We start from the raw sequence: 25,738 nt of genomic DNA, 5'->3' as shown, positions 1-25,738 counted from the left end.
CCTGATTGGAATCCCATGAGCCTCTCCCATCCTCCCCGCCATCGCGGCCTCTACCCCGTCGTGCCGACGATCTTCAACGAAGACGGCAGCCTGGACCTGGACGGCCAGCGCCGCTGCGTGCAGTTCATGATCGACTCCGGCGTCGATGGCCTGTGCGCGCTGGCAAACTACTCGGAGCAATTCCTGCTGGCCGACGACGAACGCGAGATCCTGACGCGGCAGATCCTGCAATGCGTGGACGGCCGCGTGCCGGTCATCGTCACCACCAGCCACTTCAGCTCGGGCGTCTGCGTCGAGCGCAGCCGGCGCGCCCAGGACATGGGCGCCGCCATGGTGATGGTCATGCCGCCCTATCATGGCGCGACGTTCCGGGTCGGCGAAACGCAGATCCACGGTTTCTACGCGACCCTGTCCGATGCGCTGCGCATTCCCATCATGATCCAGGATGCGCCCGTGGCGGGCACACCGATGTCGCCCGCCTTCCTGGCGCGCATGGCCCGCGAAATCGAGCAGGTGTCGTATTTCAAGATGGAAACGGCGGGCGCGGCGGCGAAACTGCGCGAGCTCATCCAGCTGGGCGGCGAGGCCATCGAAGGCCCCTGGGACGGCGAGGAAGGGATCACGCTGCTGGCCGACCTGGACGCCGGTGCCACCGGATCCATGACGGGCGGCGGCTATGCCGACGGCATCCGGCCCATCATCGACGCCTATCGGGCGGGAGACCGGGACCGGGCCTATGCGCAGTACCAGGCCTGGCTTCCCCTGATCAACCATGAGAACCGGCAGGCGGGTTTTCTGGCGGCCAAGGCCCTCATGAAGGAAGGCGGCATCATCCGCTGCGACGCGCCCAGGCATCCCTGGCCCGCCCTGCATCCCGAGACGCGCAAAAGCCTGCTGGACATCGCCCGTCGGCTGGACCCGCTCGTGCTGCGCTGGGCCTGATAGCGGCGCTGGCGAGCTTGGGGATCATCCTGTTGACGGCTACCGCGCTCAGGATGACCCGCAGCGCCCCGGCTCATACATTTCCATCACGAATAGGACTTATCCGATTGCAGCGACAGGCTCGATGAATCTTTAATAAAAATAGGAACCATTCCTATTAAAAAAGGATTTCATCATGACCTCGCCGTACATCCGCTCCCGCGCCCTGCCGCCCCGCGCCAGCCTCTATTCCGCCTTCGCGGCCGCGACCGCCGCCACCCTGGCCGCGCCGGCCTATGCCCAGGGCGCCCCCGACGGCGGAACAAGCGTGCAGTTGGCACCGGTCACGGTCAGCGGACAAGCGGTCAATGGTTCCAAGACCGACGTTTCCGGATCGGCCAAGTACGCCGTGCCGCTGCTGGACGTGCCGCAGACCATCACCGTGGTGCCGCGCCAGGTGCTGGACGAGCAGAACGCGCTCAGCCTGCGGCAGGCCCTGTCCAATGTCTCGGGCATTACCTTCAACGCGGGCGAAGGCGGCGGTGGCTCCGGCGATTCCATCAATATCCGTGGCTTCAGCGCCAACGCGAACATGCAGCTAGACGGCCTGCGCGACAGCGCGCAGACCAGCCGCAGCGACCTCTTCAACCTCGACTCGGTGGAAGTCATCAAGGGGCCCAACTCGGTCTTCGGCGGCTCGGGCACCACCGGCGGCAGCATCAACATGATCAGCAAGCTGCCCAAGTCCACGGACGCCACCGAGATCGCCGCGCGCCTGGGCACCGACCGCTACAAGCGGCTCACGGTCGACACCAACCAGACGCTGGGCAGCGAGGGCTTTGCCGCCTTCCGCCTGAACCTGATGGCCCATGGCAACGACGTGCCCGGCCGCGATCAAATCGACAAGCGCCGCTGGGCCGTGGCGCCTTCGCTGACGCTGGGCATGAACGGGCCAACGCGGCTGACGCTGAGCTTCCTGCACCAGACCGACGACAACCTGCCCGATTTCGGCGTGCCGGCGCTCTATGGCAAGCGACTCGACGGCGTCTCGCGGGAGTCCTATTTCGGCTGGCGCAACCTGGACAAGGAGAAGATCCAGTCCAACGCGCTCACCGCCAAGCTCGAGCACGACTTCTCGGCCGACCTCAAGCTGCAGAACCTGACCCGCTATTCCAGCCTGAGCCGTGACACGACCGTATCGGCCTCGCACGTGGATCTGCGCGGCATGCGGCCGGGCTACTACAAGCCGGCGGGCCCGCAGGGCTATGGCCGCGATTCCACCACCGAAATGTGGGTCAACCAGACCAACCTGACCAGCAAGTTCGACACCTTCGGGCTGGGCCATACGCTGGTGACGGGTTTCGAGATCTCGCGCGAAACCTATGACCGCACGACCTACTCCTACAACATCAACCGCTACTATCCCGCGGGCGGCTTCGAGCTGTCCCGGCCGCCCGGCCGCTGGGACGGCCCCACCAGCAAGAGCGATTCCGCCCGCAACAAGACCAGCCTGGACACCAAGGCGCTCTATGCGATGGACACCATCGCGCTGGGCCGGATGTTCGATGTCAGCCTGGGACTGCGCTACGACTGGATCGACGCCACATCGTCCAGCCGCCCCGTCGGCGGCACGCGCCTGGACGTCGACAGCGCCGACCGCAAGCTCAGCACGCGCGTCGGCCTGACGTTCAAGCCCGCCGAGAACGGCCGCATCTATGTGGCCTACGGCACGTCCTTCAACCCGTCGGCGGAGTTCCTGGTCACCACGGGCGGTGGCCTGGATGCCAAGAACAACAGCCTGGCGCCGGAAAAGAACCGCACGGTCGAACTGGGCACCAAATGGGAATTGCTGGATCAGCGCCTGGCGCTGGGCGGCGCGCTGTTCCAGGTGGACAAGACCAATGCCCGCGAATCGCTGGCCGATGGCAGCTACCTGCTCGCCGGCGCCCAGCGCGTGAAGGGCCTGGAGCTGAACCTGTCCGGCAAGGTCACGCCGCAGTGGGACGTGTACGCCAACTACACCTACATGGACAGCGAAACGCGCAAGTCGGCCACCCAGCCGCTGCGCGTGGGCCGCGCCCTGGGCAACACGCCGCGCAACTCCTTCAGCCTGTGGACCACCTATGCCCTGCCCGGCGGCTGGACGGTCGGCTACGGCGCGCGCGCCGTGGGCACGCGCAACGTCACCTCGCAGGGCGACGGCAAGCTCGACGCCTACTGGATCCACAGCGTGATGGCGTCCTACGACGTGAACCGCAACCTCAAGCTGCAGCTCAACGTCGAGAACCTGACCGACAAGGCCTATGTCGAACGCGTGCGTCAGGTGGCAGGCACCGAGTCGCGCTCGTCCGCCGTCGAATACGGCGACGGCCGCTCGGCCATGCTGTCGGCCATCTACAAGTTCTAGGCAACAGGCAGGAAGCCGCCGCGATGATCGTCCACATACCCGGCGTGCTGGCCGCCGGCCAGCTCGCAAGCTGCCAGCAACTGCTGCTGCAGGCAGACTGGCTGGACGGTCGCGGCACGGCCGGCTTCCAGTCCGCCCTGGTGAAGAACAACCTGCAGCTACCCGCCGATTCCGAACAGGGGCTGCAGGCCGCCGCGCTGATCGACCAGGGCCTGGCCCGCAACCCGCTCTTCATGTCGGCCGCGCTGCCGGCGCGCATCTTTCCCAAGCTGTTCAACGTCTACGGCGAAGGCCAGTCCTTCGGCCTGCATGTGGACAACGCCATCCGCTATCCGCCCGGCGCGGCCTCCGGCATCCGCACCGACCTGTCGGCCACGCTGTTCCTGGCCGAACCGGACAGCTACGACGGCGGCGAGCTCGTCATCCAGGACACCTATGGCGAACATGCGGTCAAGCTGCCGGCGGGAGACATGGTGCTGTATCCCGCCGGCAGCCTGCATCGCGTCACGCCTGTGACGCGCGGCATGCGCCTGTGCTCGTTCTTCTGGATCCAGAGCATGATCCGCGACGATGGCCAGCGCGGGCTGCTGTTCGACCTGGACGGCGCCATCCAGGATGCCGGCCAGCAGCTGGGCGCAGGCCATGGCGTGGTGGTCCGCCTGACCGGCGCGTACCACAACCTGCTGCGCCGCTGGGCGCATCCCTAGCGCCCAGCGTAGACCTCTCCAAAGCCCCCGGGCGCCGCCGACGCCGGCCACGCAGGTCGGCATTAGGCGGCGCCCACGCTCCGGCTGACCGCCATCTTGCGCCCGCCTTGCCACTTTCACGCACACGTCCCGAAATCTGTGTATAATCGCTGTCTTTGGTGAATGCCAGTGCGCAGCAAATCGCGAATAGCGGCCTGCGAACAATGAACGGCAAGCATCAAAATGCAGCAATGCAAACGCGGGAGTAGCTCAGTTGGTAGAGCGCAACCTTGCCAAGGTTGAGGTCGCGAGTTCGAGACTCGTCTCCCGCTCCAAATACAAAAAGGAAGCAACGGCCACCCCGAGCTTCCTTTTTTCTTGCAAGTGCTGGCGCAATGGCAGAGTGGTTATGCAGCGGATTGCAAATCCGTGTACGTCGGTTCGATTCCGGCTTGCGCCTCCAGCATCTTTCCCCCTTCCCCCCGAGCATCTGGTTACCCATCCCTACCTCCGGTCAGGCGGTTGATTGCTATGGTGTCGCCGTTTTCCACTGACGACACCACCATGCTCAAGAATATGGAATCCCGCGCGCCGGCGGGCCGCCGTCCCGCCGCGATCCTGTGGGTGCTATCCGCCGCCACGCTGATCGCCCTGGCGCCCCTGGCGGCCCGGGCCGACGACGACGATCACCACCACCGCTACAAGCGCGGTGAGTACAAAGAAAAGTACTGGGACGGCGCCTGTAAGGTCGAGCGCAAATGGAAGCGCAATGGCGACTACAGCGAAAAGCGCAAGTGCCGGGATGACGATGACGACCGGGGCTATGCTTACGGCTACGCGCCGCGGCCAGCCATGGTTCCCATGATGCCGGTCGCGCCCGCGATCGTGATCAACCCGCCCCCCATCGTGATCAGACCCTGAGATGGATCAATCGGTGAAAGACGCCATCGCCCGCTGGCCCGACGTGCCGGCGGCGTACGGCTGGCTGTCGCTGGACGCGCGCGGCCGCTGGCGCTTTCACCCGCAGGGACTGTCCGCGCAGGGCGGCCGCGGCGAATCCATCACCAACTCCCAGATCCTGGATTTCATCGGCCGCAACTACGCGCATGACGACGCCGGCCGCTGGTTCTTCCAAAACGGGCCGCAGCGCGTCTACCTGCGGCTGGACGCGGCGCCATATGTGCTGCGCCTGGACGATGCGGGCCGGGCCCTGCTGACGCACACGAACCAGCCGGTCACGGCAATCAGCGCCTGGTGGCTGGATGACGCGGGCAGCATGTATGCCGTGACGCCCGCGGGCCCCGGCATCGTGCTGGACCGTGATCTGCCGGCGCTGCTGGACCTCTTGCGCACGCAAGACGGCGCCATGCTGCTGGACGCCCTGGCCGGACTGACTCCTGGACAGCCGCCCCTGATGGTTGAATGCGCGGCTTATGGTCGGGCGCCGCTGCGCATGGCGGCGCGAGCGGACCTGCCGCTGATCCTCGGTTTCGAACCCGCCGCGCCCGCACCGGCAACCGCACGCTCACCCGGCGACAACTCCACATGACCAGCCTGCGCGATATTGGCCTGTCCCAGGGACTCATCGACCATCTTGCCGCCGATGATCAAGGCGGCCCGTTTGGATATCGATGCCAGCCTGCCCATTACTGGAAATCCTCGCCCATCGCCGAGCGCGATATCGTCGCCTTGTGGGAAAGCGGCACCGTCCTCAACTATTTCGATCAGGCCAGGCGCCGCTTCGAGCAGTGCTCGCTTGAAGACATCGACGCGCCCTGGCATTCCTTCACATCCCTGCAGGGCGCCCTGGCCGTTCTGTTCATCGCCGGCTACGAGGATGAGCTGAGCGACGAGGTCCTGCGCGACTACGCCCGCAGCTTCGATTTCCGACATATCGAACGGATGCTGGCCGACGTGCCGCAAGCCCCGGAAGCGTACGAACACTGGCGCCAGACATTCCCAGCCAGTTGCGCCTGAGGCCAAGACGGCGATCCAGGATGGACGGCAGCCAGCCGCCGCTACCCCGGATGCGCCTCTTTCACGGGCATGGTCGCGCCTGACACTCAGCCTCGGCGGCCCGGCTTGAGCGCGAACTTGCCGTCACCCAGCAGCGCCAGCACGGCCGCCGCCACGGTCAGGAAGATCGGGTATTCCCAGCCGCCGCCCGGATTGCCGAAACCCCAGCCATTGCCGAAGTGCACGGTCGACGCGACGAACAGCTGCACCACCGCGATGGCGGCGACCCAGCGCGGCCACACGCCCAGGATCAGCAACACGCCCGCGGCGACTTCGAAAATGGTCACGGGATAGGCCAGCCAGCCGGCGAAACCGATCTTGGCGAAGAACTGCGCCGTGCCCGGCAACGTGTAGACCAGCAGCTTGGTCAGGCCGTGGGCCAGGAACATGACGCCCAGCGCCACGCGCAGCAGCAGCGCCGCATAGGGCGCGGTACGGTTATCGATCATTGCGTTCTCCTTGTCTGGAACATGAATCGCCCAGGACGGGAAGATTCTTGATGGGCGCCATTTTTGCGATTCCTAAAACAAAGATAAACATGCAAAATCGCAAATTATTGTTCCCAAAAAGGAAACAATCTTGGATACGCATATCGCCATGCAGACCTACGCCAAGGTCGTGGAACTGGGCTCATTCGCCGCCGCCGCGGACAAGATGGGCCAGGCCCGCTCCGTGGTGACGCGCCAGATCGCCTATCTGGAACAGAAGTACGGCGTGCGGCTGCTCAACCGCACCACCCGCAAGCTCAGCATGACGGACGCCGGACGCGCCTTCTATGAACGCGTGCGCCCGATACTGGCCGAGGTCGCGGACCTGGAGCAGGCCCTGCAGGCCGAAGGCCAGCGTCCCAGCGGCCGGCTGCGCATCAGCGCTCCCGTATCCTTCGGCATCCTGCACCTGGGGCCGGCCATCGCCGAGTACCTGCAGATATACCCGGACGTGGTCATCGACCTGGACCTGAACGACCGTGTCGTGGACCTGGTGGAAGACGGCTACGACGTGGCCGTGCGCATCGGCCCATTGCAAGACTCGTCGCTGGTGGCGCGGCCGCTGGCGCCGCAGCGGCTGCTGGTCTGCGCCTCGCCCGACTACCTGCGCCGGCATGGCACGCCGGCCACGCCCGAAGACCTGAAGCAGCATCGCTGCCTGCACTACGCCTACGCCAGCACCGGCAACGAATGGCATTTCGAGAAGGACGGACAGGTGCGGCTGCTGCGCGTGAACGCGGCGCTGCGGGCCAACAATGGCGACGTGCTGCGCACCGCCGCGCTGGCCGGGCATGGCGTCATCCTGCAACCGGAGTTCCTGGTTGGCGAGGACGTGCGGGCCGGCCGGCTCACCGAGATCCTGACGGACTATACGAACACCTCCATCGCCATGTATGCCGTGTATCCGCACCGCCGCTTTCTGTCCCCAAAAGTCCGCTCCTTCGTCGAGCACCTGGAGGCGCGTTTCGCCGCGCCCCGGCCGGTGCCAGCTCCGGGCGCAGCGAAGCGCCGCAGCCGGTAGAATCCTGTCCATGACCGCAAAATCGCCCATCGAATATTTCCCCGCGCCGCGCCGGGCGCGCTTCTGCAGCCAATGCGGTTCGCCCGTGAACCGCCGCGTACCCGAAGGCGACAACCGCGAGCGCGACATCTGCGACCATTGCGGCGCGATCCACTACCAGAACCCCCGACTGGTGGTCGGCACGGTTCCAGTCTGGGAAAACCGCGTGCTGTTGTGCAGGCGCGCGATCGAGCCGCGCTACAACACCTGGACGCTGCCGGCGGGCTTCATGGAACTGGGCGAAAGCACCGCGCAGGGCGCGGCGCGCGAAACACTGGAGGAATCCGGCGCCCGTATCGAACTGGGCGAGATCTACACCATCATTGACGTACCGCAGATCGAGCAGGTGCATGTGTTCTACCTGGCGCACGCGCAGGGCCCCGAACTGGATCCCGGCCCCGAGAGCCTGGAAGCGCGCTACTACGACGAGGCCGAGATCCCCTGGGACGACCTGGCCTTCCGCACGGTGTCCAGCACCCTGCGCCGCTACTTCGAAGACCGCAAGCACGGCACCTTCGGACCGCATCACTACACCCTAGAATCGCACCGTTGAAGCTGCCCTGGCTCGCCGCAGACACGCCGTTTCCACCCGCGGAGTTCGCGCTGACGGAACCGGACGGCCTGCTCGCGGCCGGCGCCGACCTGTCGGTGCAGCGCCTGACCCAGGCCTATTCCAGCGGCATCTTCCCCTGGTACTCGGAAGGCGAGCCCGTGCTGTGGTGGAGTCCGGATCCACGCATGGTGCTGGAGTGCGCCCATTTCTCGCCCTCGCACTCGCTGCGCAAGCTGCTGCGCCAGATCGCGCGCGACGAGCACGCGGCCGCGCCGCGCGTGCAGGTGCGCGTGGACACGGCCTTCGCCGAGGTCATGCGCCAATGCGCGGCGCCGCGCGACGGCCAGCCGGGCACCTGGATCACCGCCGCCATGCAGGAAGCCTATCTGGCCTGGCATCAGGCGGGACGCGTCCACAGCATCGAAACCTGGATCGACGGCGAACTGGCCGGCGGCCTGTACGGGATCAGCCTGGGACGCATGTTCTACGGCGAATCCATGTTCACCCGCAGCACCGACGCCTCCAAGATCGCCCTGGCCTACCTGGTGCGGCACCTGACGGCGCAAGGCGTGACGCTGATCGACTGCCAGCAGCAGACCCGCCACCTGGCCAGCCTGGGCGCCCGTCCGATCGCGCGTTCGAAGTTCCTGCAACACGTGCGCGCCGCCACCACGCAGCCGTCGCTGGCCTGGACGCCCGGCTGGCTGGACAGCGCCGGCATGCTGCATCCGCTCGCCCGCAAGGACGAGCCGGAATCCCCCGCTTAAGCGTTAATATGTAGCCGTCCCACGCGGGTCCGCCCGCGCATCCCGAGCATCCCATGAGCCAGCTAAAAGAACTACCCTTCTCCACGCTGCAGTTCTACGCGACCGCTCCCTACCCTTGCAGCTATCTGCCGGGTCGCCAGGCCCGGTCGCAAGTGGCTGCGCCCGGCCATCTGATCAACGCCGGCACGTATTCCCAGCTCGTCGAGCAGGGCTTTCGCCGCAGCGGCCTGTTCACCTACCGCCCCCATTGCGACAACTGCCAGGCCTGTGTGCCGGTGCGCGTGGATGCCACCGGCTTCGCGCCCAACCGCAGCCAGCGCCGCGCCTGGCGCGACCATCAGCCGCTGCAGTCCTTCGTGGCCGAGCTGGCCTGGTCGCCCGAGCATTACCGCCTGTACACGCGTTACCAGCAAGGCCGCCACCCCGGCGGCGGCATGGACGAGGACAGCCGCACCCAGTATGCGCAGTTCCTGCTCACCAGCCGCGTCAACACGCGGCTGGTGGAGTTCCGCGATCCGGCGGGCGCGCTGGTGATGGTGTCCATCATCGACGTGCTGGACGACGGCCTGTCCTCGGTCTACACCTTCTACGATCCGGACGTGCCCGGCAGCCTCGGCACCTACAGCATCCTCTGGCAGATCGAGCAGTGCCGCACGCTCAGCCTGCCCTGGCTGTACCTGGGCTACTGGATCGCCGAAAGCCGCAAGATGTCCTATAAGGCCAGCTTCCATCCGGCGCAGTTCCTGGTGGACGGGCAATGGCGGGACGGCCCGCCGGCGCCGACGGCCTGAGCGGCGGCGGCGGACGGGCCGCCCCAAGACAAATTACAATCCCGCCTCATGTCTATCCTCTTCCACGCCTATCCCCTGGCCCGCCCGGCGCTGTTCGCCATGGACGCGGAAACCGCCCACGAAGTCACCCTGTCCGGGCTGCAACGCGCCTATGAATGCGGCGCCACGCGCAAGCTGCTGCACGCGCAGCCGCAGGCGCCGACCACGCTGATGGGCATGCGGCTGGCCAATCCCATCGGCCTGGCCGCGGGGCTGGACAAGAACGGCGCCTACATCGACGCGCTCGGCAACCTGGGATTCGGCTTCATCGAGGTCGGCACCGTGACCCCGCGCGCGCAGCCCGGCAATCCCAAGCCGCGCATGTTCCGGCTGCCGCGCGCCAATGCGCTGATCAACCGGCTGGGCTTCAACAACCAGGGCCTGGACGCCTTCCTCGCCAACGTGCAGCGCAGCCAGTGGCGCAAGCAGGGCGGCATCCTGGGCCTGAACATCGGCAAGAATGCCGACACGCCCATCGAGCGCGCCGCCGACGATTACCTGATCGGCCTGGCGGGGGTGTATCCGCACGCCGACTACGTGACCGTCAATATTTCCTCGCCCAACACCAAGAACCTGCGCGCGCTGCAGGGCGGCGACGAACTGTCGGCGCTGCTGGCCCAGCTGGCCGACAAGCGCAAGGCGCTCGAGGACCAGCACCAGCGCCGCGTGCCGATGGCCGTGAAGATCGCGCCGGACCTGACCCCGGAGCAGATCGACGCCATCGCCGACACGCTGCCGCGCCACGGCATCGACGGCGTCATCGCCACCAACACCACGCTGTCGCGCGACGCGGTCGCGGGCATGGCCCACGCCGAGGAAGCGGGCGGCCTGTCGGGCGCGCCCGTGCACGAGCTGTCGCTCGCGGTGATCCGGCGCCTGAAGGAACAGCTGGGAAACCGCATGGCCATCATCGGCGTGGGCGGCGTGCTGTCCGGCAAAGCGGCGCAGGAAAAGATGCAGGCCGGCGCCGACGCGGTGCAGCTCTACACCGGCCTGATCTATCGCGGCCCGGCGCTGGTGGGCGAATGCGTCAAGGCGGTCGCCGGCGCGCGCTGAGCAACCCGCAATCCCGGCCCGCCCGGGCCGGGGCCTGCCCGCTCTGGACCGAGCGCACACAAATCGCAGGCAAAAAAAGGGGCCACCCGATGGGTGGCCCTAATTCCAGCTCTGCTCTGTCACTCAACAGTACTACATTACTGCGGTTTGCGCACCATGCGCGCGCCTGAAAAAACTCAGGCGCTGCGACGGCTGCGGCTGGCAACCTTGGTGGCGGCATCGGCGGCATCCGAGGCAGCCTTGAAGGTCGCGTTGGCGGCGGCATTCAGGTTCGACTCGGCGACTTCGGCGGCCTGCTTGGCGGCCTTGGTCAGCGAATCGTAGGCGCTGGTCGCGGTGGCCAGCGAGGACTTGATCAGGGCGACGGCGCTTTCCGAGCCGGTCGGGGCATTCTTCGAGAAGTGCTCGACGGCTTCGCTCAGCTGCTGCTGGCCTTCGGCGATCTGCTCTTCGGTCAGCTTGACCAGCTTGCCTTGCACGCCGGCGACGATGTCGTACACGTGCTTGCTGTAGGCCAGGGCCTTTTCGGCGCCCGGTTGCAGCAGGCCGGTGGCGAACGCGGCGGCTTCCTGCGGATCCTTGACTTCAGCGGCTTGCTGCGACTTCTGGGCGACTTCGTCCAGGGTGGCCTTGACGACCTTCAGGTTCAGCTCGACCAGCTTTTCGAAGCCGGAGAAAACGACGGCCTGGGCGGCGACGAAGGTGTTGACGCTGGCCTTCTGGCGGTCCAGGACTTGTTGCGGAATGGCGCTCATAGAATGCTCCTAGGTGTTCAGCCGGAATACCCGGCAAATCAGGATGGTGTCTGCGACGAGATGGAACGTGCGCGGAAACTGGTACTACAAGCTACCGCCGGCGCGTTTGATGCACTGCACAATTGACATTCTAGAGTCCGAAAAAAACTTGTCAAGCAAATTTTGTGCAACGCAACAACCATTTGCACTTTAACAGTGCACGCCCGCGTTCCGATTTGATCCAGCACAAGCTTTTCCCATGACTCGGGAAATACCGGACATGACGGCGTATCAATTCTTTTCTACACTCTTTGCACGCTGATGACATACAGAACCCTACTAAAAGTCAGCGACTTATAAAGAAATACGCAGCAAGTGAAACCCTGCAATGGAGACTCCATGACCCTCATCCCCCGCACGCTTTCGGCCCTGCTCGCGGCCGCTGCCATGGTTACGGCCGGCGCCGCCCAGGCGGAATATCCGGAACGCGCCATCAACATGGTGGTGCCTTTCGCCGCAGGCGGACCGACGGACAACGTGGCGCGCTCGCTCGCCGAAGCCATGCGTCCGACGCTGGGCCAGACTGTCGTGGTCGAAAACAAGGGCGGGGCCGGCGGCACCATCGGCACCACCCAGGTGGCGCGCGCCCAGCCTGACGGCTACTCGGTGCTGCTGATGCACGCGGGCTTCTCGACCGCCCCCTCGCTGTACAAGAACCCCGGCTACGATCCATACAAGAGCTTCGAGCCCATCGGCCTGGTGGTTGATGTGCCGATGACCATCATCGCCCGTTCCGACTTCCCGCCCAACACCATCCAGGAGCTGGCCGAGTACGTCAAAAAGAACAAGGACAAGGTCTCGCTGGCCAACGCCGGCATCGGCGCCGCCAGCCATCTGTGCGGCACCATGCTGGTCGAGGCCCTGGGCGTGCAGCTGCTGACCATCCCCTACAAGGGCACCGCCCCGGCGATGAACGACCTGCTCGGCAAGCAGGTGGACCTGCTCTGCGACCAGACCACCAACACCACCCAGCAGATCAACGCCGGCTCGGTCAAAGCCTACGCCGTCACCAGCCTGCAGCGCGTGCCCACGCTGTCCAAGCTGCCCACCATGGACGAATCCGGCTTCAAGGGATTCGAGGTCGGCATCTGGCACGGCATGTGGGTGCCGAAGGGCACGCCCAAGCCCGTGGTCGACAAGCTCATCAAGAGCCTGCAGGCCGGCCTGGCCGATCCCAAGTTCCAGGACCGCATGAAGCAGCTGGGCGCCACGGTGCTGACCAAGGAAGCCAACCCGCAGGCGCTGGACGCCAAGGTCAAGCAGCAGGTGCCGCAGTGGGCCGAGCTGTTCAAGAAGGCGGGCGTCGAGCAGCAATAAGCTGCGTGACCCGCAAAGAGAAAGCCCCCTTTCGCAGGAAAGGGGGCTTTTTTTCAGGCCGCTGATCCGCGCCAGGGCAGGCGCTCTTGAAGGCGCGGCAAACATGCCGCGCGCCTGCTCAGCCGCGCAATGTTTCGGCCTGCAGGCTCAGTCCATTGGCGCCGCCCGAGACCGGTGGCTCGTAGCCCAGCGCCTCGGAAATGCTGGCGGCGGTATCCACCAGCGACTTGATCCATTCATCCTGCAGGCGCTCGGCCGGCGCCGAGATCGACAGCCCCGCCACCAGCTTGCCGGTATCGTCGAAGATGCCGGCGGCGATACAGCGCACGCCCAGCTCCAGTTCCTCGTTGTCGCGCGCGTAGCCGTGGCGCCGCACCAGGGCCAGCTCGCGCTCCAGGCGCTCCAGGTCGGTCAGGCTGTTGCGCGTGTGCCCGGCCAATCCGGTGCGCAGCGCATAGGCGCGGACCTGGCGGGTGTCGCCGGTGGACAGGAACAGCTTGCCGGTGGACGTCAGGTGCAGCGGCGCGCGGCCGCCGATGGCCCGCACCACCTGCATGCCGGAGCGCTCGCTCCAGGCCCGCTCGATGTAGACGATCTCGTCGCCCTGCTGCACCGACAGGTTGATGGTCTGGCCCGTGAGTTTGTGCAGCGAACGCATCGCCGACACCGCCGCCTCGCGCACGTTGAGCCGCCCCTTGACCAGCGACCCCAGTTCCAGCAGACGCATGCCCAGCTGGTATAGGCCGTTGTCCACCCGTTCCACGTAGCGGCCCACCACCAGGTCGTTGAGGATCCGGTGCGCCGTGGACGCGTGCAGCCCGGTCGTGGCCGACAGCTCTTTCAGCGTGACGGGGTCGGGCTGGGCGGCCAGCGCATCGAGCAGCCGCATGGCGCGCTCGATCACTTGTATGGCGATGGGATGGCTTGCGGCGCCGTCGCTATCGGCGTCCAGGGTGTTGCGGGGTGTCGGGAGACGGGACATAGGAGAGAGTTGGAGGCTTCTGGCCGCGCCGCCGAAAGAGACCGGCCTTGCGGCAACGCAGCAAACAGTTCTTTCCCGTATTGTGAAATTTACCAAGGCATTTGGCAATGGGTATTTTGGACTGAATAAAAGGGGTCGCCCCCTTTTTGTTCAGCCATTCGTCAAGCTCAGGCCGCGGCCGGCGGCTCCAGCTTGCCGCCCAGCCGCAAGACTTCAGCCCTGAGGAAAGCCAAGGCTTGCGCGGCGGCTTCGGGTTCGCCCTTCACGCCCAGGTCGATATGCGGCGCGCCGCCAGCCTCGCCCACGCTGGGCAGGCTGAAGGCCCGCACGCCCGGCCAGCGCGATTCGACGGTCTGCATCGCCGGTGTGATGCGGGACTCCGGCATGCGGAAAACCAGGAAGGAATGCTCGACATGACTGCGCTGATGCTGCATTGCACGATAGCGCGTGTCCAGCGTCCATTCGAGCATGGGCCAGGCCATGACGGGAAAGCCCGGGACGAACGTGTGGTCGCGGATGAAGAAGCCGGGAATGCGGTTGTAGGGATTCGGCACGATCTCGCAGCCTTGCGGGAACACGCCCATCTGCAGGCGCTGCTGGTTCTCGGGCGTGCTCATGTCGGCCGTGCCCTGCCCCTTGGCCGCCATCTCGGCGGTGCGCAGTGCGATGGCCTCCTCGGCCTCGGGATGCAGCGCCAGCGGCAGGTCCAGCGCGGCCGCCGCGGCCTGGCGGGTATGGTCGTCAGGCGTACCGCCGATGCCGCCGCAGGACAGCACCACATCGCCGGAGGCGAAGCTGCGCCGATAGGCGGCCGTCAGCGCATCGCGATCATCGGGCAGGAATTCCGCCCAGCCCAGTTGCATGCCGCGCGCGGACAGCAGCTCGACGACTTTGGAAAAGTGCTTGTCCTGTCGGCGCCCCGACAGGATTTCGTCTCCGACGATGATCAGGCCGATACGACGGGCGGCGGGTTCTGCGGCCATGTCCAGTTCCAGGTGTGAGGATCGAATTATGGGGGGATCGCGCGACGCGCTCAGACGTCGATGACGCGCTCATCGCGCAGGCGTTTGAGCGCCTCGAGCCCGTAGTGCGCGTTGACCAGGGCCGAGAACACCGGCAGGATGATCCAGGCCGGCGGTAGCAGGTTCAGCAGCGAACAGATCAGGCCGATGACCCAGAAACCGCCATTGTGGCGCTGGATCAGCAGGCGGCGCTCCGCCGGGCTGGCATGCTCGACGATGGCGTCCACCCGCATCATGCGCGAGAACGCGAAGGCCCACCAGAAAATCGGCAGGATCAAGGCCATGGGCGGCACCAGCCACAGCGGCAGCGTCAGCAGCCAGCCGGCGGCGAAGGCAGCCGACACCCACACAGCGTTCCAGACGCTGACCGCGGTGGAATGCTTGCCTTGCAAGACGAGCCCGGCGTATTCACGATGACCCACATGGCGCAGCACCAGCGGCATCACGAACACGGCGGCGATGGCCAGGCCCAGGATGCCGGAAACCGGCAGCAGGATGGCCGCGGCAACCACCGGGACCAGGTAGATCTTCAGCGAGAACAATCCCATCGCCACCAGCCATTCGTCAGTGCGGTTGACGAAGTCCCAGTGCGAGGCCTCCACGCGCAGCCAGTCCGTGAGCGGCGTCCAGAACAGCCAGAGCAGAAGAAAGGCGCCGACCAGGGCGATCAGGAACGGCATCAGCACCGCGAACAGCATGGTCGGATGGCACTGCGACACCAGCGCCCGCTTGAAGGCCAGTCCGACGCCAGCGGCGCTGCGGGAAAAACGGCCGGGCTGAGGCGTGTCAAAGTCTGTGCGCAAGGCGGTCATGAGGCGGGCAAAGGGTGATGGGCATCCCGGGTATGATAGGTCAAACCCGCCTAGCTTCGCTCGTATGCCCCTACTCGTTCCCGGTACCGATCTTGCCGCCCTGCGCACGCGCCTGGGCGCCGCGCCCGACGCCTGGCTCATCGCCTGTTTCTGCGCCGCCTGGTGCGACACCTGCGAGCAGTACAAACCCAAGTTGCTGGCGCTGGCCGAGACCATGCCCGAGCGCGTGTTCGCCTGGATCGACATCGAAGAGCACGCCGAACTGCTGGGCGACGAGGAAGTCGAGAACTTCCCCACCCTGCTGGTCCAGCTCGGCGGCCGCGTGCTGTTCTACGGTCCGATGCTGCCGCATATCGGTCATCTCGAACGCCTGCTCGCCAGCCTGGACGCAGGCAGCGCCACGGTGACGACGGGCTTGCCCGACCTGCCGGCGCTGTTGACGGTCTGAATTGACGGCCTGAGACTGGCCACATGAAAGAGGCGCCCTGCGGGCGCCTTTTTCTCATGTGGCCGGCCCGATCAACCGCGCGGGTCGCAAGCGGAACCGGCTGATGGGCGTAGGAATCTGCCGACGCCCCGCCTCAGGGCTTGCGGCTGCCGCCGAGCAGCACGGCGACCTGGCGCTTGGCGCCATTCGACTTGACCGGCGCGTCCTTTTCGGGGGTGGGCGCGGCGGCCGACGGCTCGTAGGGCTTGAGGAAGAAATCGTCCACGGGCTGGCGCGGCGCGGAATACGACGAGCGGCGCTCGGACCCACGCTCGGAACGACCGCGATCGCCACGATCGCCGCGTTCACCACGCTCGCGTCCTTCGCGGCCCTCGCGCGGCGAGCTGCGCTCCTCGCCACGGCCGTGGCCGCGGGCGATCAGGTCGGCGGGCACGTCCAGCGTGCCGCGCGGCACTTCGCGCTTGATCAGCTTCTCGATGTCGAGCAGGTAGCGCTCTTCTTCCGCCGTGAACAGCGCGATGGCTTCGCCCGACGCGCCCGCGCGGCCGGTACGGCCGATGCGGTGCACGTAGTCTTCGGCGTTGTACGGCAGGTCGTAGTTGATGACGCAAGGCACGCCGGCCACGTCCAGGCCGCGCGCGGCCACGTCGGTAGCCACCAGCACTTCCAGGTCGCCGGCCTTGAAGGCTTCCAGCGCCTTCATGCGATCAGCCTGGGTCTTGTCGCCGTGGATGGATTCGGCCTTCACGCCATCGCGTTCGAGCTGGCGGGCCAGGCGGGCGGTGCCGATCTTGGTGTTGGAGAACACGATGACCTGCTTCAGGCCACGCGACTTCACCAGGTGCACCACGGCCGCGCGCTTGTTGTCGCCCGACATCTTGTAGGCGATCTGCGTGATGGTGTTGGCGGTGGCGTTGCGAGCGGCGACCTCGATCTCGACCGGCTGGTTCAGGTACGAGCGGCCCAGCTTGCGGATTTCGTTGCTGAAGGTGGCCGAGAACAGCAAGCCTTGGCGCTGCGCGGGCAGCAGGCGGATGATGCGCTCAAGGTCGGGCAGGAAGCCCATGTCCAGCATGCGGTCGGCCTCGTCCAGCACCAGGATGCCGACCTGACCCAGGTTCACGTTCTTCTGTTCCACGTGATCCAGCAGGCGGCCCGGCGTGGCGACCAGGATTTCGCAGCCACGGCGCAGCGCTTCGCGCTGCGGACCGATGTCGACGCCGCCGAACACCACGGCCGAGCGCAGCGGCGTCTGCTTGCTGTAGCGCTTGACGCTCTCGTAGACCTGGTCCGCCAGTTCGCGCGTGGGCGTGAGGATCAGCGCGCGCACCGGGTGCCGCGCCGGCGAGGCGCTGGCGTTGGCCAGCGGCATCAGGCGGTGCAGGATGGGCACGGTGAACGCGGCGGTCTTGCCAGTGCCGGTCTGGGCGGCGCCCATGACGTCGCGCCCCTCCACCACGACCGGAATCGCTTGCGCCTGGATCGGCGTAGGCTTGGTGTAGCCGGTTTCGGCGATGGACTGCAGCAGCAGGGGATGCAGGCCGAAATCGGCAAACGAAGGCGCGGGGGCCTCGGCGGCGGGTGCTACGGATTGAGTGGAGTCAGTCATCAGGGTTAGGCAGATACCGGGACCAGTGAAAAAGAACAAAACGAGAGTGCATGGGCACTGCCGTGCATACGCATCGGGACAACCGGAACACGCGCCACGCTCGCGCGGCCACGCGCGAATTGCCGCGGCACGCAAGGCGCCGCGAGCGATCCGCATCCTGCCTTGCAGGCCAGGCGGCGCATTCTGGTTTCGATACTTATGAGGGCAGTACCAGGCCCGGATTGCTGTGGATAACTCGAATTTTAGCGCAGCCGGCCCGGCGCACGCGCAAAGCAGGTCACCGAATGCCCGGAGCAGCCGGAAAACCGGCGTGGCGGGCGAATCCGATCAGGCAAAAACGTCCATCCAATGGACAGTATCCTGCCAATCTGATGGACACCGCTCCGGCGGGCTCAGCCCGCCAGCCAGCGCAGCCCCCAAAGGACCAGCATGCCGACGATGATGACCAGCACCGCGCTGCGCGTGCGCAGGAACACCAGCACCGCCAACACACCCGCCACCAATTTGTAGTCGAACACCGGCCCCAACCCAGCCTTCCAGGGCAGCAGGTCGGGCACCACGATGGCCGTCAGGGCGGCCGCCGGCGCATAGCGCAGGGCCCGCCGCACGTTGTCGGACAGCGGAACGTAGTCGCCGAACAGCATGAAGCCGGCGCGCGTGATCACGCTGCACACGGTCAACAGCAGGATCGCGGAATAGACATAGATCTCGGAAGGCCAGAGCGTCATGTGCGCGCCTTGAAGAAACGTTCGGCCCACATGCCGGCGACCACGCCGGTGATCACGGCCGCTGCCAGGCCCAGCCGCAGCGGCAGGGTCTGCCCGACCCAGGCGACCAGTCCGGCCGCCAGCATCGACACCAGCATGGGCTTGGAATTGGCCAGCGGCACCGTGATGGCCAGCAGCGCCAGCACCGCGGCAAAATCCAGCGACCAGGTCGCGGGCACCATGGTGCCCAGGTAGATGCCCACGATGGACGAGGTCTGCCACACCAGCCAGCCCGGCGCGATGGTGCCGATGAAGTACCAGAGCTGCTCGCGGGTGCCGCGCTCGGCCGCGTCGCCGAAACGCGGCATGAACAGCACAAAGCCCATGTCGGTGGTGAAGTAACCCAGCCCCAGGCGCTTGGGCCAGGACAGGTGGCGGAAATAGGGCTGGAGCGCGGCGCCGAAAATGAGGAAGCGCAGGTTGACCACGCAGCCTGCGGCGAAGATCAGCCACAACGGCGCGCCGGTGGCGATCAGCGGCAGCGAGGTCAGCTGCGCCGAGCCGGCGTACAGCAGCAGCGTCATGGCCAGGGCCATGGATTCGGTCAGGCCGGACTTAACCATGGCCACCCCTGTGACCAGGCCCCAGGTCGCGGTGGCGATCAGGGCCGGCACGATGGCCTGGACGCCGGCGCGGAAGGCGGCGACGCGTTCTTGCCGCACGAGGCGGGGGTCTTCAGTTTGCGCTGAAGGAAGCGCTGGTTCAGAGGACAATGGCTGGCCCCTGGCGATTCGGACAGGACGACATGACTGCTCTAAGGGATGGAAAGCGGCGGCGGCCCGCCTGAAGTCGCGTCCGCGCGGCGGCGGATCCAGGCGCGAACGAGGCGTATTGTAACCTCGACGCTTGATACAATGACGCACTTCCGCGAGCGCCGCTTGCGGCCTCCCGTCATTGCGCGGGACGCCCGCCGGCCCAAGTCGGAGCTATCGTGCGGCGCCGGCCGCCGCGCGGCGCCAAAAGCGCTTCCGGGCGAAAACGGCGCGCACTAGGGATGGGAGCAGACCATGTCGATGGCGGATCGTGACGGTTTCATCTGGTACGACGGCAAGCTGGTGCCGTGGCGTGACGCGACCACGCACGTCCTGACGCACTCCCTGCACTACGGCCTGTCGGTATTCGAGGGCGTGCGCGCCTACGACGGCGAGCTCGGCACGGCCATCTTCCGCCTGCAGGACCACACCCGGCGCTTGTTCAACTCGGCGCACATCTACCAGATCCCCATGCCCTTCGACCCGGACACGGTCAACGAGGCGCAGCGCCAGGTCGTGCGCGAGAACCAGCTCAAGTCCTGCTACCTGCGCCCCCTGGTCTTCTATGGTCCCGAGAAGATGGGCGTGTCGCCCAAGGGCGCCCGCGTGCACGTGGCCATCGCCGCCTGGCCCTGGGGCGCCTATCTGGGCGAGGAAGCCCTGTCCCAGGGCATCCGCGTCAAGGTTTCCTCTTTTACCCGCCAGCACGTCAACGTGACGATGCCGCGCGCCAAGGTCGCGACCACCTACGCCAACTCGATCCTGGCCAATACCGAAGCCCTGCACGATGGCTACGACGAGGCCCTGCTGCTGGACACGGACGGTTTCGTGGCCGAGGGCTCGGGCGAAAACCTGTTCCTGGTCAAGGACGGCGTGCTCTGCGAGCCGGAAATCGCCTCGGCCCTGACCGGCATCACCCGCTCCACCATCCACGCGCTGGCCGCCGACCAGGGCCTGCGCGTCGTGACCAAGCGCCTGACCCGGGACGACGTATACATCGCCGACGAAGCCTTCTTCACCGGCACCGCCGCGGAAGTCACCCCGATCCGCGAGGTCGACAACCGCAAGATCGGCACCGGCAGCCGCGGCCCGATTACCGAAGCGCTGCAGAAGGCCTACTTCGACGTGGTGCATGGCCGCAACCCGAAGTACCATCACTGGCTGAGCAAAATCTGATTCGCGCGGCCTTGTTAATTTCCCGCCAGGCCGCATCATTACCACCCACCCAGCCGTCCCACGGTTCTTTTATTTCAGGAATACCCATGACCGCCGCTTCCCCGGCCGCCGTCTCCAGCGCACAACACGAAGTGATCGAAGTCGGCGCCGAAGACCTGCCCGTCTTCTGTCCCGGCCCCAAGGCTCCGCTGTGGAGCATGCACCCCCGCGTCTTCCTCGACGTGGCCCGCACCGGTTCGGCCCGCTGCGCCTACTGTGGCGCCGAATACCGTCTGAAGCCGGGCACGGTGCTGCACGGCCATCACTGAGCCCCGGCCGCGCCCTTCTTCCTCACGCCAACCGCCACGACCTATGTTCGCCACGCCAGACGAAGCCGAGCACGCGTTCTACGAAGCCCTGGAACAGGCGGACTGCGTCCGCTTGATGCAAGTCTGGGCGGACGACGAGGAAATCGTCTGCATCCATCCGGGCGGCCTGCGCATCGTAGGCCACTCGGCGGTGCACGAATCGTGGCAACAGGTGCTGGCCAACGGCCCGCTGCACATCCGCCCGCTGCGCCCGCTGGTCATGCAGAGCATGATGTGCGCGGTGCACGTGCTGGTGGAACAGGTAGCGGTGCGCACGCGCGAAGGCACGCAGTTTGCCAACTGCTACGCGACGAACATCTATCACAAGGGGCCCACCGGCTGGCGCATGGTCATGCACCACGCCTCGCCCGCCCCCACCGAAGCGGGTGTGCTCGACTTGCACGACGTACCCGACATGCTGCACTAGAGACCGGGTGGATTTTTGTTGGCCGCTGCTCGTTTTGACACAACGCCCTGCCCTGTTCCCTCGTGGCTGCCCGGAGGCGACAGCCAAACCGTCTACGCCGCCCTGTTCGCGCAATACCATCGCATCGCCTTCGTGCGCGACCGCGTGGAAACGCCGGACACGGACTTCGTGGACTTCGACTGGACCGGGCCGGGCCTCTTTCCGCACAAGGCCGCCGACGGCGCGCCCGTGAGCGGCCAGCGTCCGGTCGCCAATGGCAGGACCGCCGCCGCGCGCTGGATGACCGACGCGGACTGGAAATCCCTGCCGCACACGCCGGACACGCCGGCCCTGGTGCTGTTCCACGGCCTGGAAGGCGGCAGCAACAGCCGTTACGCGCAATCGATCGCGCATCATTTCCGGGCGCGCGGCTGGATCGTGGCCATTGCCCATTTTCGCGGCTGCTCCGGCACGCCCAACCGCCTGGCCCGCGCCTATTATTCCGGCGACTCGGCCGAAGTCGGTTTCCTGCTGGAGACCGTGCGCAGCCGCATCCCGCACGCCCGCTGGCATGCCGTGGGCGTGTCGCTGGGCGGCAACGCGCTGCTCAAGTACCTGGGCGAGCACCATGAGGACACGTCCTGGCTGACCGCCTGCGCCGGCGTCTCGGTGCCGCTGGACCTCGTGGCCTGCGGCAAGACCCTGTCCACCGGCCTCTTCAACCGGAAGATCTACACGGGGCATTTCCTCAAGACGCTCAAGAACAAGGTGCTTGAAAAGGCGCATCGTTACCCGGGCGCCATCGACGTGATGCGCATCGCGCACGCGCGCGACCTGCGCGACTTCGACGACGCCTATACCGCGCCCATGCACGGGTTCCGCAATGCGCTGGACTACTGGACGCGCGCCTCCAGCAAGCCCTGGCTGCCGCAGATCACCGCGCCCACGCTGGTGCTGAACGCGCTGAACGATCCGTTCATCCCGGCCAGCGCCCTGCCCAAGCCCGAGGAATGCTCGGCCAGCGTGCTGCTGCACCAGCCCGCCGACGGCGGCCACGCCGGTTTCCCGACCGGCGCCTTTCCGGCGCACCTGAACTGGCTGCCCCAGCGCCTGGGCCGCTTCTTCGAAACGGGCCTCTAGCCAGATTTGAAACGCTCAAGCAGCTGCCGCTCTTCCGCCAGTTTGTCCTTGACTTCCTTGATCTGCACGTCGATCTGCGACTGCTCGTAGAAGTCGGAAGACATCCCGCGCGCCTGCTGCAGCTGCGACTCCGCCGCGGCGAAGGCGCCAATCTGCGTGTAGTAGCGGGCCATGTCGCGACGCGCCTGCACCGGCTTGCCGGTGCGTTCCTGACTCTGCGCCAGCATCTGGTAGAGGCTGGGTTCGTCCGCGCCCCATTGCCGGATCTTGCCGCGCAGATAGTCCTGGGCCTCGGCGTGGCGGCCGCCATTCTGCAGCGCCTGGGCATAGGCGATGCCCAGCGCGCGCCGGTCCGGCCAGCGCTTGGACGCGGCCTGCGCCAGCTCCAGCGCGCGAGCATTGTCCTTGCGGGCCAGCGCGATATCCACGCTCAGCTTGGCCAGCTGCGGCGACGACCGTCCGTCTTCCGAGGCCAGGGTCCAGTTGCGCTCCGCATCGGCCAGGCTGTTGCGCTGCAGGGCCTGCAAGGCCAGGCCATAGTAGGCCGCCGACTTGCGCACGCCGGACAGCGCCCGGGCCTCGTCCTGCAGTTGCTGCGCGGCCGAGCGCAGGCTGACCGCGTCGCGCCCCTGCACCACCCGCATCTTGGCGCGGATGTACCAGAAATCATCGCTGTCCACGTGCCGCGTCGGCGGCTGCGAGCGCGCCCGGTTCTGCACGTCGGACATGCGCTCGATGGACAGCGGGTGCGTGCTGGCCCAGGAACCGCCGCCCATGCCCTCGTTCAGGCGCGAGGCGTTCATCAGCCGTCCGAACATGTCGGACATGCCCTGCGGGTCGTAGCCTGCCTTGGTCAGCATCTGGAAACCGGCGCGGTCGGCCTCGCGTTCGGCGTCGCGCGAAAAACCCAGTTGGCGGTTGATGGCGGCGGCCTGGCCGAACGCGGCCACGCCCATCGCCAGGTTGCCGCCACCGCCAGCCAGCGCCGCCAGCAGCGCGCCGGCCAGGCTGGCCAGCATCACCATGCTGTTCTGGTTCTGCTGGGTCATGCCACGGGCGATGTGGCGCTGCACCACGTGGCCGATTTCGTGCGCCAGCACGGCGGCCAGCTCGGACTCGCTGGCCGAGGCGACGATCAGTCCGGTATTCACGCCAATGAAGCCGCCAGGCATGGCGAAGGCGTTGATCTCTGGATCCCGCACGCCGAACATTTCCACCTCGGGCACGGCGCCGGGCGAATACGTGGCCAGCTTGCGCCCCATGGTGGTCAGATACTGGCTCAGCTCGGTATCGTCGACATAGGTGGGGTCGCGCCGTCCCTGCGACATGATGGCCTCGCCCAGGCTGCGTTCCAGCATCGGGGAAAGCTCGGCCGACGAGGCCGCGCCCATGGAAGGCAGCCCGACGGGCTGGGCATGGGCCGCCAGCGGCACGGCCTGTAGGACCAGCGCCGCGCTGAGCGCCGCGCTGACGCCTTGTTTCGCAATCGAGCAAATGGAGGGCATGTTCCTGCGTTTCATATGCCTATGATAGCGATCAGCTTAAAATGTTTCATCGTCCCCACAAGCGAGGTTTCAATGCGTCCCGTCCGTAAAGCCGTTTTTCCCGTTGCCGGCATGGGCACCCGTTTTCTGCCCGCGACCAAGGCGATGCCCAAGGAAATGCTGCCCGTCGTCGACAAGCCCCTGATCCAGTACGCGGTGGAAGAAGCCGTGGCTGCCGGCATCACGGACCTGATTTTCGTCACCGGCCGCAACAAGCGGGCCATCGAAGATCACTTCGATTCCGCCCCTGAACTCGAATCCGACCTGGAAAGCAAGGGCAAGCACGAGCTGCTGGCCATGGTGCGTGGCATTCTACCCGCCCATGTGAACTGCCTTTACATCCGCCAGTCCGCCCCGCTGGGCCTGGGACACGCCGTGCTGTCGGCCGCCCCGGCCGTGGGCGACGAACCCTTCGCCGTGCTGCTGGCCGACGACCTGATCGACGCCGACACGCCCGCCATGAAGCAGCTGGTCGACATCGCCGTCGCGCAGAACGCCAGCGTGCTGGGGGTGCAGGACGTGCCGCGCGAAGACACGCGCAAGTACGGGATTGTCGCGACCCAGGACGGCGACGCCCGCGCCAATGGCCGCACCGAGCGCGTCACGCATATCGTTGAAAAACCCGATCCGGCGGCCGCTCCGTCCACGCTGGCGGTGGTGGGCCGCTACGTGCTGGAAGCCGCCATTTTCGATCACCTGCGCTCGACCAAGATGGGCGCCGGCAACGAAATCCAGCTGACCGACGGCATCGCGTCGCTGATGCGCGAACGCGCGGTCTATGCGCACCGCTACGACGGCACGCGCTACGACTGCGGCAGCAAGGCCGGCATGTTCCAGGCCACCGTGGCCCTGGGACGCAAGTACCACGGATTGATTCCGGAATAAGCCGCCAGTTCAGGGCGACATGACCTGATTCGGCCTGAACCGCCGGCTCAGGCCGAGACGGCGCGGGCCTTGGCCCGCGCGCGCGCATCGCGATCCGCCTTGCGCAGCCGGCCCTTGGCTGACAGGCGCATCAGGGTCCCCAGCGCCACCATCAGCCCCACCACCTCCACCAGCGCGGCCGGAATCCACATGGTCAGGCCGCCGATGGTCTGGTCGGTCTGCGCCGACATGGCGACGGCGCGGCCGCACAGCTCGAACAAGGGATAGAGGTCGCTTTCGGAAAAGGCGATGACGGCGCCCGCCACCATCTGCGGCGCCATGGTGATGATGGGCGAAATCACGCGGCCGCCCGGCGACATGGCCGCCGGCGGGCTGGGACGCCGGTCCAGGATCAGGTTCCAGTACATGAAGCCGCTGATCACCACCGACCAGTTCATCAACCGGTACAGGCGCCAGTCCAGCATGGAATAGAACTGCACCGACGGCAGCAGCCATACCAGCACCAGGAACACGAACAGCGCGGGCACGAATATCTTGTTGGTCAGCACCGCCACCGTGGCGCGGCCCGAGCCGGTGCGCAGGAAGTCGCGCAGCCGCAGGCGCCAGGCCATCGGCAGCCCGGCGCGCATGACCTGTCCGGGGAAGGCCGCCATCACCAGCAAGGGCCCCAGGTGATGCAGCACCAGGTGCTGGGCGCGGTGGATGAAGAACATGCGCTCGGCGTAGTAGTCGAGCCGGGTATGCATGGACAGGTACAGCAACACCATGCCCGACCAGAAGTACACCTGGCGGGCCAGCGTCACGTGATGCACCCGTTGGCCGCGCACGAACAGCACGATGGCCACGATGAACGAAGCCACCAGCGTGGGAGAGAACTCCCAGGGTACGAGCCACTCAAGACTGTCCATGCATGCCATCCGGAAGACCGCGGGGAAAGGCCGGCCCGGCGCCAG

At 66.6% G+C, this 25,738-nt stretch carries 28 protein-coding genes and 2 tRNA genes; 20 read left to right on the top strand and 10 right to left on the bottom strand.

The annotated features are described in order from the left end of the window. Positions 1–15: 15 nt before the first annotated feature. The 8 genes from AC6LJ9_RS00540 (at position 16) to AC6LJ9_RS00505 (ending at position 5,991) form a co-directional block, all read left to right on the top strand. Complete coding sequence (locus AC6LJ9_RS00540; protein ID WP_498146081.1) at positions 16–942, top strand: dihydrodipicolinate synthase family protein; 927 nt, start codon at positions 16–18, stop codon at positions 940–942. 175 nt (positions 943–1,117) lie between these two features. Then, on the top strand, positions 1,118–3,328 hold the full coding sequence (locus AC6LJ9_RS00535) for a TonB-dependent receptor (protein WP_498146080.1): 2,211 nt from the start codon (positions 1,118–1,120) through the stop codon (positions 3,326–3,328). Between the two features lie 23 nt (positions 3,329–3,351). After that, positions 3,352–4,035, top strand: coding sequence for a Fe2+-dependent dioxygenase (locus tag AC6LJ9_RS00530; protein WP_498146079.1), 684 nt, complete (start codon positions 3,352–3,354; stop codon positions 4,033–4,035). A gap of 238 nt (positions 4,036–4,273) precedes the next feature. Then, positions 4,274–4,349 (top strand) — tRNA-Gly (locus AC6LJ9_RS00525). A 54-nt stretch (positions 4,350–4,403) separates the two neighbouring features. Next, a tRNA-Cys gene (locus AC6LJ9_RS00520) sits at positions 4,404–4,477 on the top strand. A gap of 68 nt (positions 4,478–4,545) precedes the next feature. Further along, complete coding sequence (locus tag AC6LJ9_RS00515; protein WP_498146078.1) at positions 4,546–4,935, top strand: hypothetical protein; 390 nt, start codon at positions 4,546–4,548, stop codon at positions 4,933–4,935. A 1-nt stretch (position 4,936) separates the two neighbouring features. After that, a complete protein-coding gene (locus AC6LJ9_RS00510) occupies positions 4,937–5,563 on the top strand; it encodes a DUF2946 family protein (protein WP_498146077.1) in 627 nt (208 codons plus the stop codon). Further along, positions 5,560–5,991: a hypothetical protein gene (locus AC6LJ9_RS00505; RefSeq protein ID WP_498146076.1), complete on the top strand. Its 432-nt coding sequence runs from the start codon at positions 5,560–5,562 to the stop codon at positions 5,989–5,991. Before AC6LJ9_RS00510 ends, AC6LJ9_RS00505 begins: the two co-directional genes overlap by 4 nt. An 86-nt stretch (positions 5,992–6,077) precedes the next feature. Here AC6LJ9_RS00505 and AC6LJ9_RS00500 read toward each other — a convergent pair whose 3' ends face one another. Further along, positions 6,078–6,479, bottom strand: a complete 402-nt coding sequence (locus AC6LJ9_RS00500) for a DoxX family protein (protein ID WP_498146075.1) — start codon at positions 6,477–6,479, stop codon at positions 6,078–6,080. Positions 6,480–6,609: 130 nt separating this feature from the next. Here AC6LJ9_RS00500 and AC6LJ9_RS00495 point away from each other — a divergent pair, with 130 nt between their 5' ends. The 5 genes from AC6LJ9_RS00495 to AC6LJ9_RS00475 are packed head-to-tail and all read left to right on the top strand — an operon-like array spanning position 6,610 to position 10,784. Continuing rightward, positions 6,610–7,539, top strand: a complete 930-nt coding sequence (locus AC6LJ9_RS00495; RefSeq protein WP_498146074.1) for a LysR family transcriptional regulator — start codon at positions 6,610–6,612, stop codon at positions 7,537–7,539. Between the two features lie 10 nt (positions 7,540–7,549). Then, positions 7,550–8,131, top strand: coding sequence for an NUDIX hydrolase (locus AC6LJ9_RS00490; RefSeq protein ID WP_498146073.1), 582 nt, complete (start codon positions 7,550–7,552; stop codon positions 8,129–8,131). Beyond that, entirely contained in the window at positions 8,128–8,898 is a 771-nt protein-coding gene (gene aat, locus AC6LJ9_RS00485; RefSeq protein ID WP_498146072.1) for a leucyl/phenylalanyl-tRNA--protein transferase, read from the top strand. Before AC6LJ9_RS00490 ends, aat begins: the two co-directional genes overlap by 4 nt. A gap of 53 nt (positions 8,899–8,951) precedes the next feature. Continuing rightward, a complete protein-coding gene (locus AC6LJ9_RS00480) occupies positions 8,952–9,689 on the top strand; it encodes an arginyltransferase (protein WP_498146071.1) in 738 nt (245 codons plus the stop codon). Between the two features lie 48 nt (positions 9,690–9,737). Continuing rightward, the gene (locus AC6LJ9_RS00475; RefSeq protein ID WP_498146070.1) at positions 9,738–10,784 is read left to right on the top strand and encodes a quinone-dependent dihydroorotate dehydrogenase; all 1,047 of its coding nucleotides are present in this window, start codon (positions 9,738–9,740) and stop codon (positions 10,782–10,784) included. Between the two features lie 176 nt (positions 10,785–10,960). Here AC6LJ9_RS00475 and phaP read toward each other — a convergent pair whose 3' ends face one another. Beyond that, positions 10,961–11,539, bottom strand: a complete 579-nt coding sequence (phaP, locus tag AC6LJ9_RS00470) for a TIGR01841 family phasin (RefSeq protein ID WP_103272696.1) — start codon at positions 11,537–11,539, stop codon at positions 10,961–10,963. A gap of 378 nt (positions 11,540–11,917) precedes the next feature. Here phaP and AC6LJ9_RS00465 point away from each other — a divergent pair, with 378 nt between their 5' ends. Next, positions 11,918–12,895 carry a tripartite tricarboxylate transporter substrate binding protein BugD gene (locus tag AC6LJ9_RS00465; RefSeq protein WP_498146069.1) on the top strand — a complete coding sequence of 326 codons (978 nt, stop codon included), beginning with the start codon at positions 11,918–11,920 and terminating at the stop codon, positions 12,893–12,895. A 118-nt stretch (positions 12,896–13,013) separates the two neighbouring features. Here the strand turns inward: AC6LJ9_RS00465 and AC6LJ9_RS00460 are convergent, their stop codons facing one another. The 3 genes from AC6LJ9_RS00460 to AC6LJ9_RS00450 all read right to left on the bottom strand — a co-directional run bounded on the left by AC6LJ9_RS00460 (position 13,014) and on the right by AC6LJ9_RS00450 (position 15,711). Next, the gene (locus AC6LJ9_RS00460; RefSeq protein WP_212315095.1) at positions 13,014–13,877 is read right to left on the bottom strand and encodes an IclR family transcriptional regulator; all 864 of its coding nucleotides are present in this window, start codon (positions 13,875–13,877) and stop codon (positions 13,014–13,016) included. A 167-nt stretch (positions 13,878–14,044) separates the two neighbouring features. Continuing rightward, positions 14,045–14,860 (bottom strand): competence/damage-inducible protein A, encoded by an 816-nt coding sequence (locus tag AC6LJ9_RS00455; RefSeq protein ID WP_212315098.1) that lies wholly within the window; start codon positions 14,858–14,860, stop codon positions 14,045–14,047. A 50-nt stretch (positions 14,861–14,910) separates the two neighbouring features. Beyond that, positions 14,911–15,711 carry an EI24 domain-containing protein gene (locus tag AC6LJ9_RS00450; protein WP_498146068.1) on the bottom strand — a complete coding sequence of 267 codons (801 nt, stop codon included), beginning with the start codon at positions 15,709–15,711 and terminating at the stop codon, positions 14,911–14,913. A 64-nt stretch (positions 15,712–15,775) separates the two neighbouring features. Here AC6LJ9_RS00450 and AC6LJ9_RS00445 point away from each other — a divergent pair, with 64 nt between their 5' ends. Continuing rightward, entirely contained in the window at positions 15,776–16,159 is a 384-nt protein-coding gene (locus AC6LJ9_RS00445) for a thioredoxin family protein (RefSeq protein ID WP_212315102.1), read from the top strand. A 133-nt stretch (positions 16,160–16,292) separates the two neighbouring features. Here AC6LJ9_RS00445 and AC6LJ9_RS00440 read toward each other — a convergent pair whose 3' ends face one another. From AC6LJ9_RS00440 to AC6LJ9_RS00430, 3 genes are all read right to left on the bottom strand, one after another. Then, a complete protein-coding gene (locus tag AC6LJ9_RS00440) occupies positions 16,293–17,768 on the bottom strand; it encodes a DEAD/DEAH box helicase (RefSeq protein WP_498146067.1) in 1,476 nt (491 codons plus the stop codon). Between the two features lie 392 nt (positions 17,769–18,160). Continuing rightward, entirely contained in the window at positions 18,161–18,496 is a 336-nt protein-coding gene (locus tag AC6LJ9_RS00435; protein WP_212315106.1) for an AzlD domain-containing protein, read from the bottom strand. Then, positions 18,493–19,197, bottom strand: coding sequence for an AzlC family ABC transporter permease (locus AC6LJ9_RS00430; RefSeq protein WP_498146066.1), 705 nt, complete (start codon positions 19,195–19,197; stop codon positions 18,493–18,495). The genes AC6LJ9_RS00435 and AC6LJ9_RS00430 overlap by 4 nt, the downstream gene beginning before the upstream one ends. Before the next feature lie 345 nt (positions 19,198–19,542). On the opposite strand from AC6LJ9_RS00430, the gene AC6LJ9_RS00425 reads away from it, so the two are divergent. The 4 genes from AC6LJ9_RS00425 to AC6LJ9_RS00410 all read left to right on the top strand — a co-directional run bounded on the left by AC6LJ9_RS00425 (position 19,543) and on the right by AC6LJ9_RS00410 (position 22,356). Beyond that, entirely contained in the window at positions 19,543–20,463 is a 921-nt protein-coding gene (locus tag AC6LJ9_RS00425) for a branched-chain amino acid transaminase (RefSeq protein WP_498146065.1), read from the top strand. Positions 20,464–20,549: 86 nt separating this feature from the next. After that, positions 20,550–20,771: a zinc-finger domain-containing protein gene (locus AC6LJ9_RS00420; protein WP_103272686.1), complete on the top strand. Its 222-nt coding sequence runs from the start codon at positions 20,550–20,552 to the stop codon at positions 20,769–20,771. Between the two features lie 43 nt (positions 20,772–20,814). Then, positions 20,815–21,237, top strand: coding sequence for a YybH family protein (locus tag AC6LJ9_RS00415; protein ID WP_103272685.1), 423 nt, complete (start codon positions 20,815–20,817; stop codon positions 21,235–21,237). Between the two features lie 18 nt (positions 21,238–21,255). Beyond that, on the top strand, positions 21,256–22,356 hold the full coding sequence (locus AC6LJ9_RS00410; RefSeq protein ID WP_212315112.1) for a YheT family hydrolase: 1,101 nt from the start codon (positions 21,256–21,258) through the stop codon (positions 22,354–22,356). Here the strand turns inward: AC6LJ9_RS00410 and AC6LJ9_RS00405 are convergent. Continuing rightward, on the bottom strand, positions 22,353–23,861 hold the full coding sequence (locus tag AC6LJ9_RS00405; protein WP_498146064.1) for a M48 family metalloprotease: 1,509 nt from the start codon (positions 23,859–23,861) through the stop codon (positions 22,353–22,355). The genes AC6LJ9_RS00410 and AC6LJ9_RS00405 overlap by 4 nt on opposite strands. Before the next feature lie 72 nt (positions 23,862–23,933). On the opposite strand from AC6LJ9_RS00405, the gene galU reads away from it, so the two are divergent. Beyond that, complete coding sequence (gene galU / locus AC6LJ9_RS00400) at positions 23,934–24,785, top strand: UTP--glucose-1-phosphate uridylyltransferase GalU (RefSeq protein ID WP_103272682.1); 852 nt, start codon at positions 23,934–23,936, stop codon at positions 24,783–24,785. A gap of 47 nt (positions 24,786–24,832) precedes the next feature. Here the strand turns inward: galU and AC6LJ9_RS00395 are convergent, their stop codons facing one another. Next, entirely contained in the window at positions 24,833–25,702 is an 870-nt protein-coding gene (locus AC6LJ9_RS00395) for a cytochrome c oxidase assembly protein (protein WP_498146063.1), read from the bottom strand. Positions 25,703–25,738 lie beyond the last annotated feature (36 nt).

It is taken from the genome of Achromobacter sp. 1011811831 (assembly GCF_059760905.1).
This window is presented reverse-complemented; position numbering and strand designations above follow the sequence as displayed.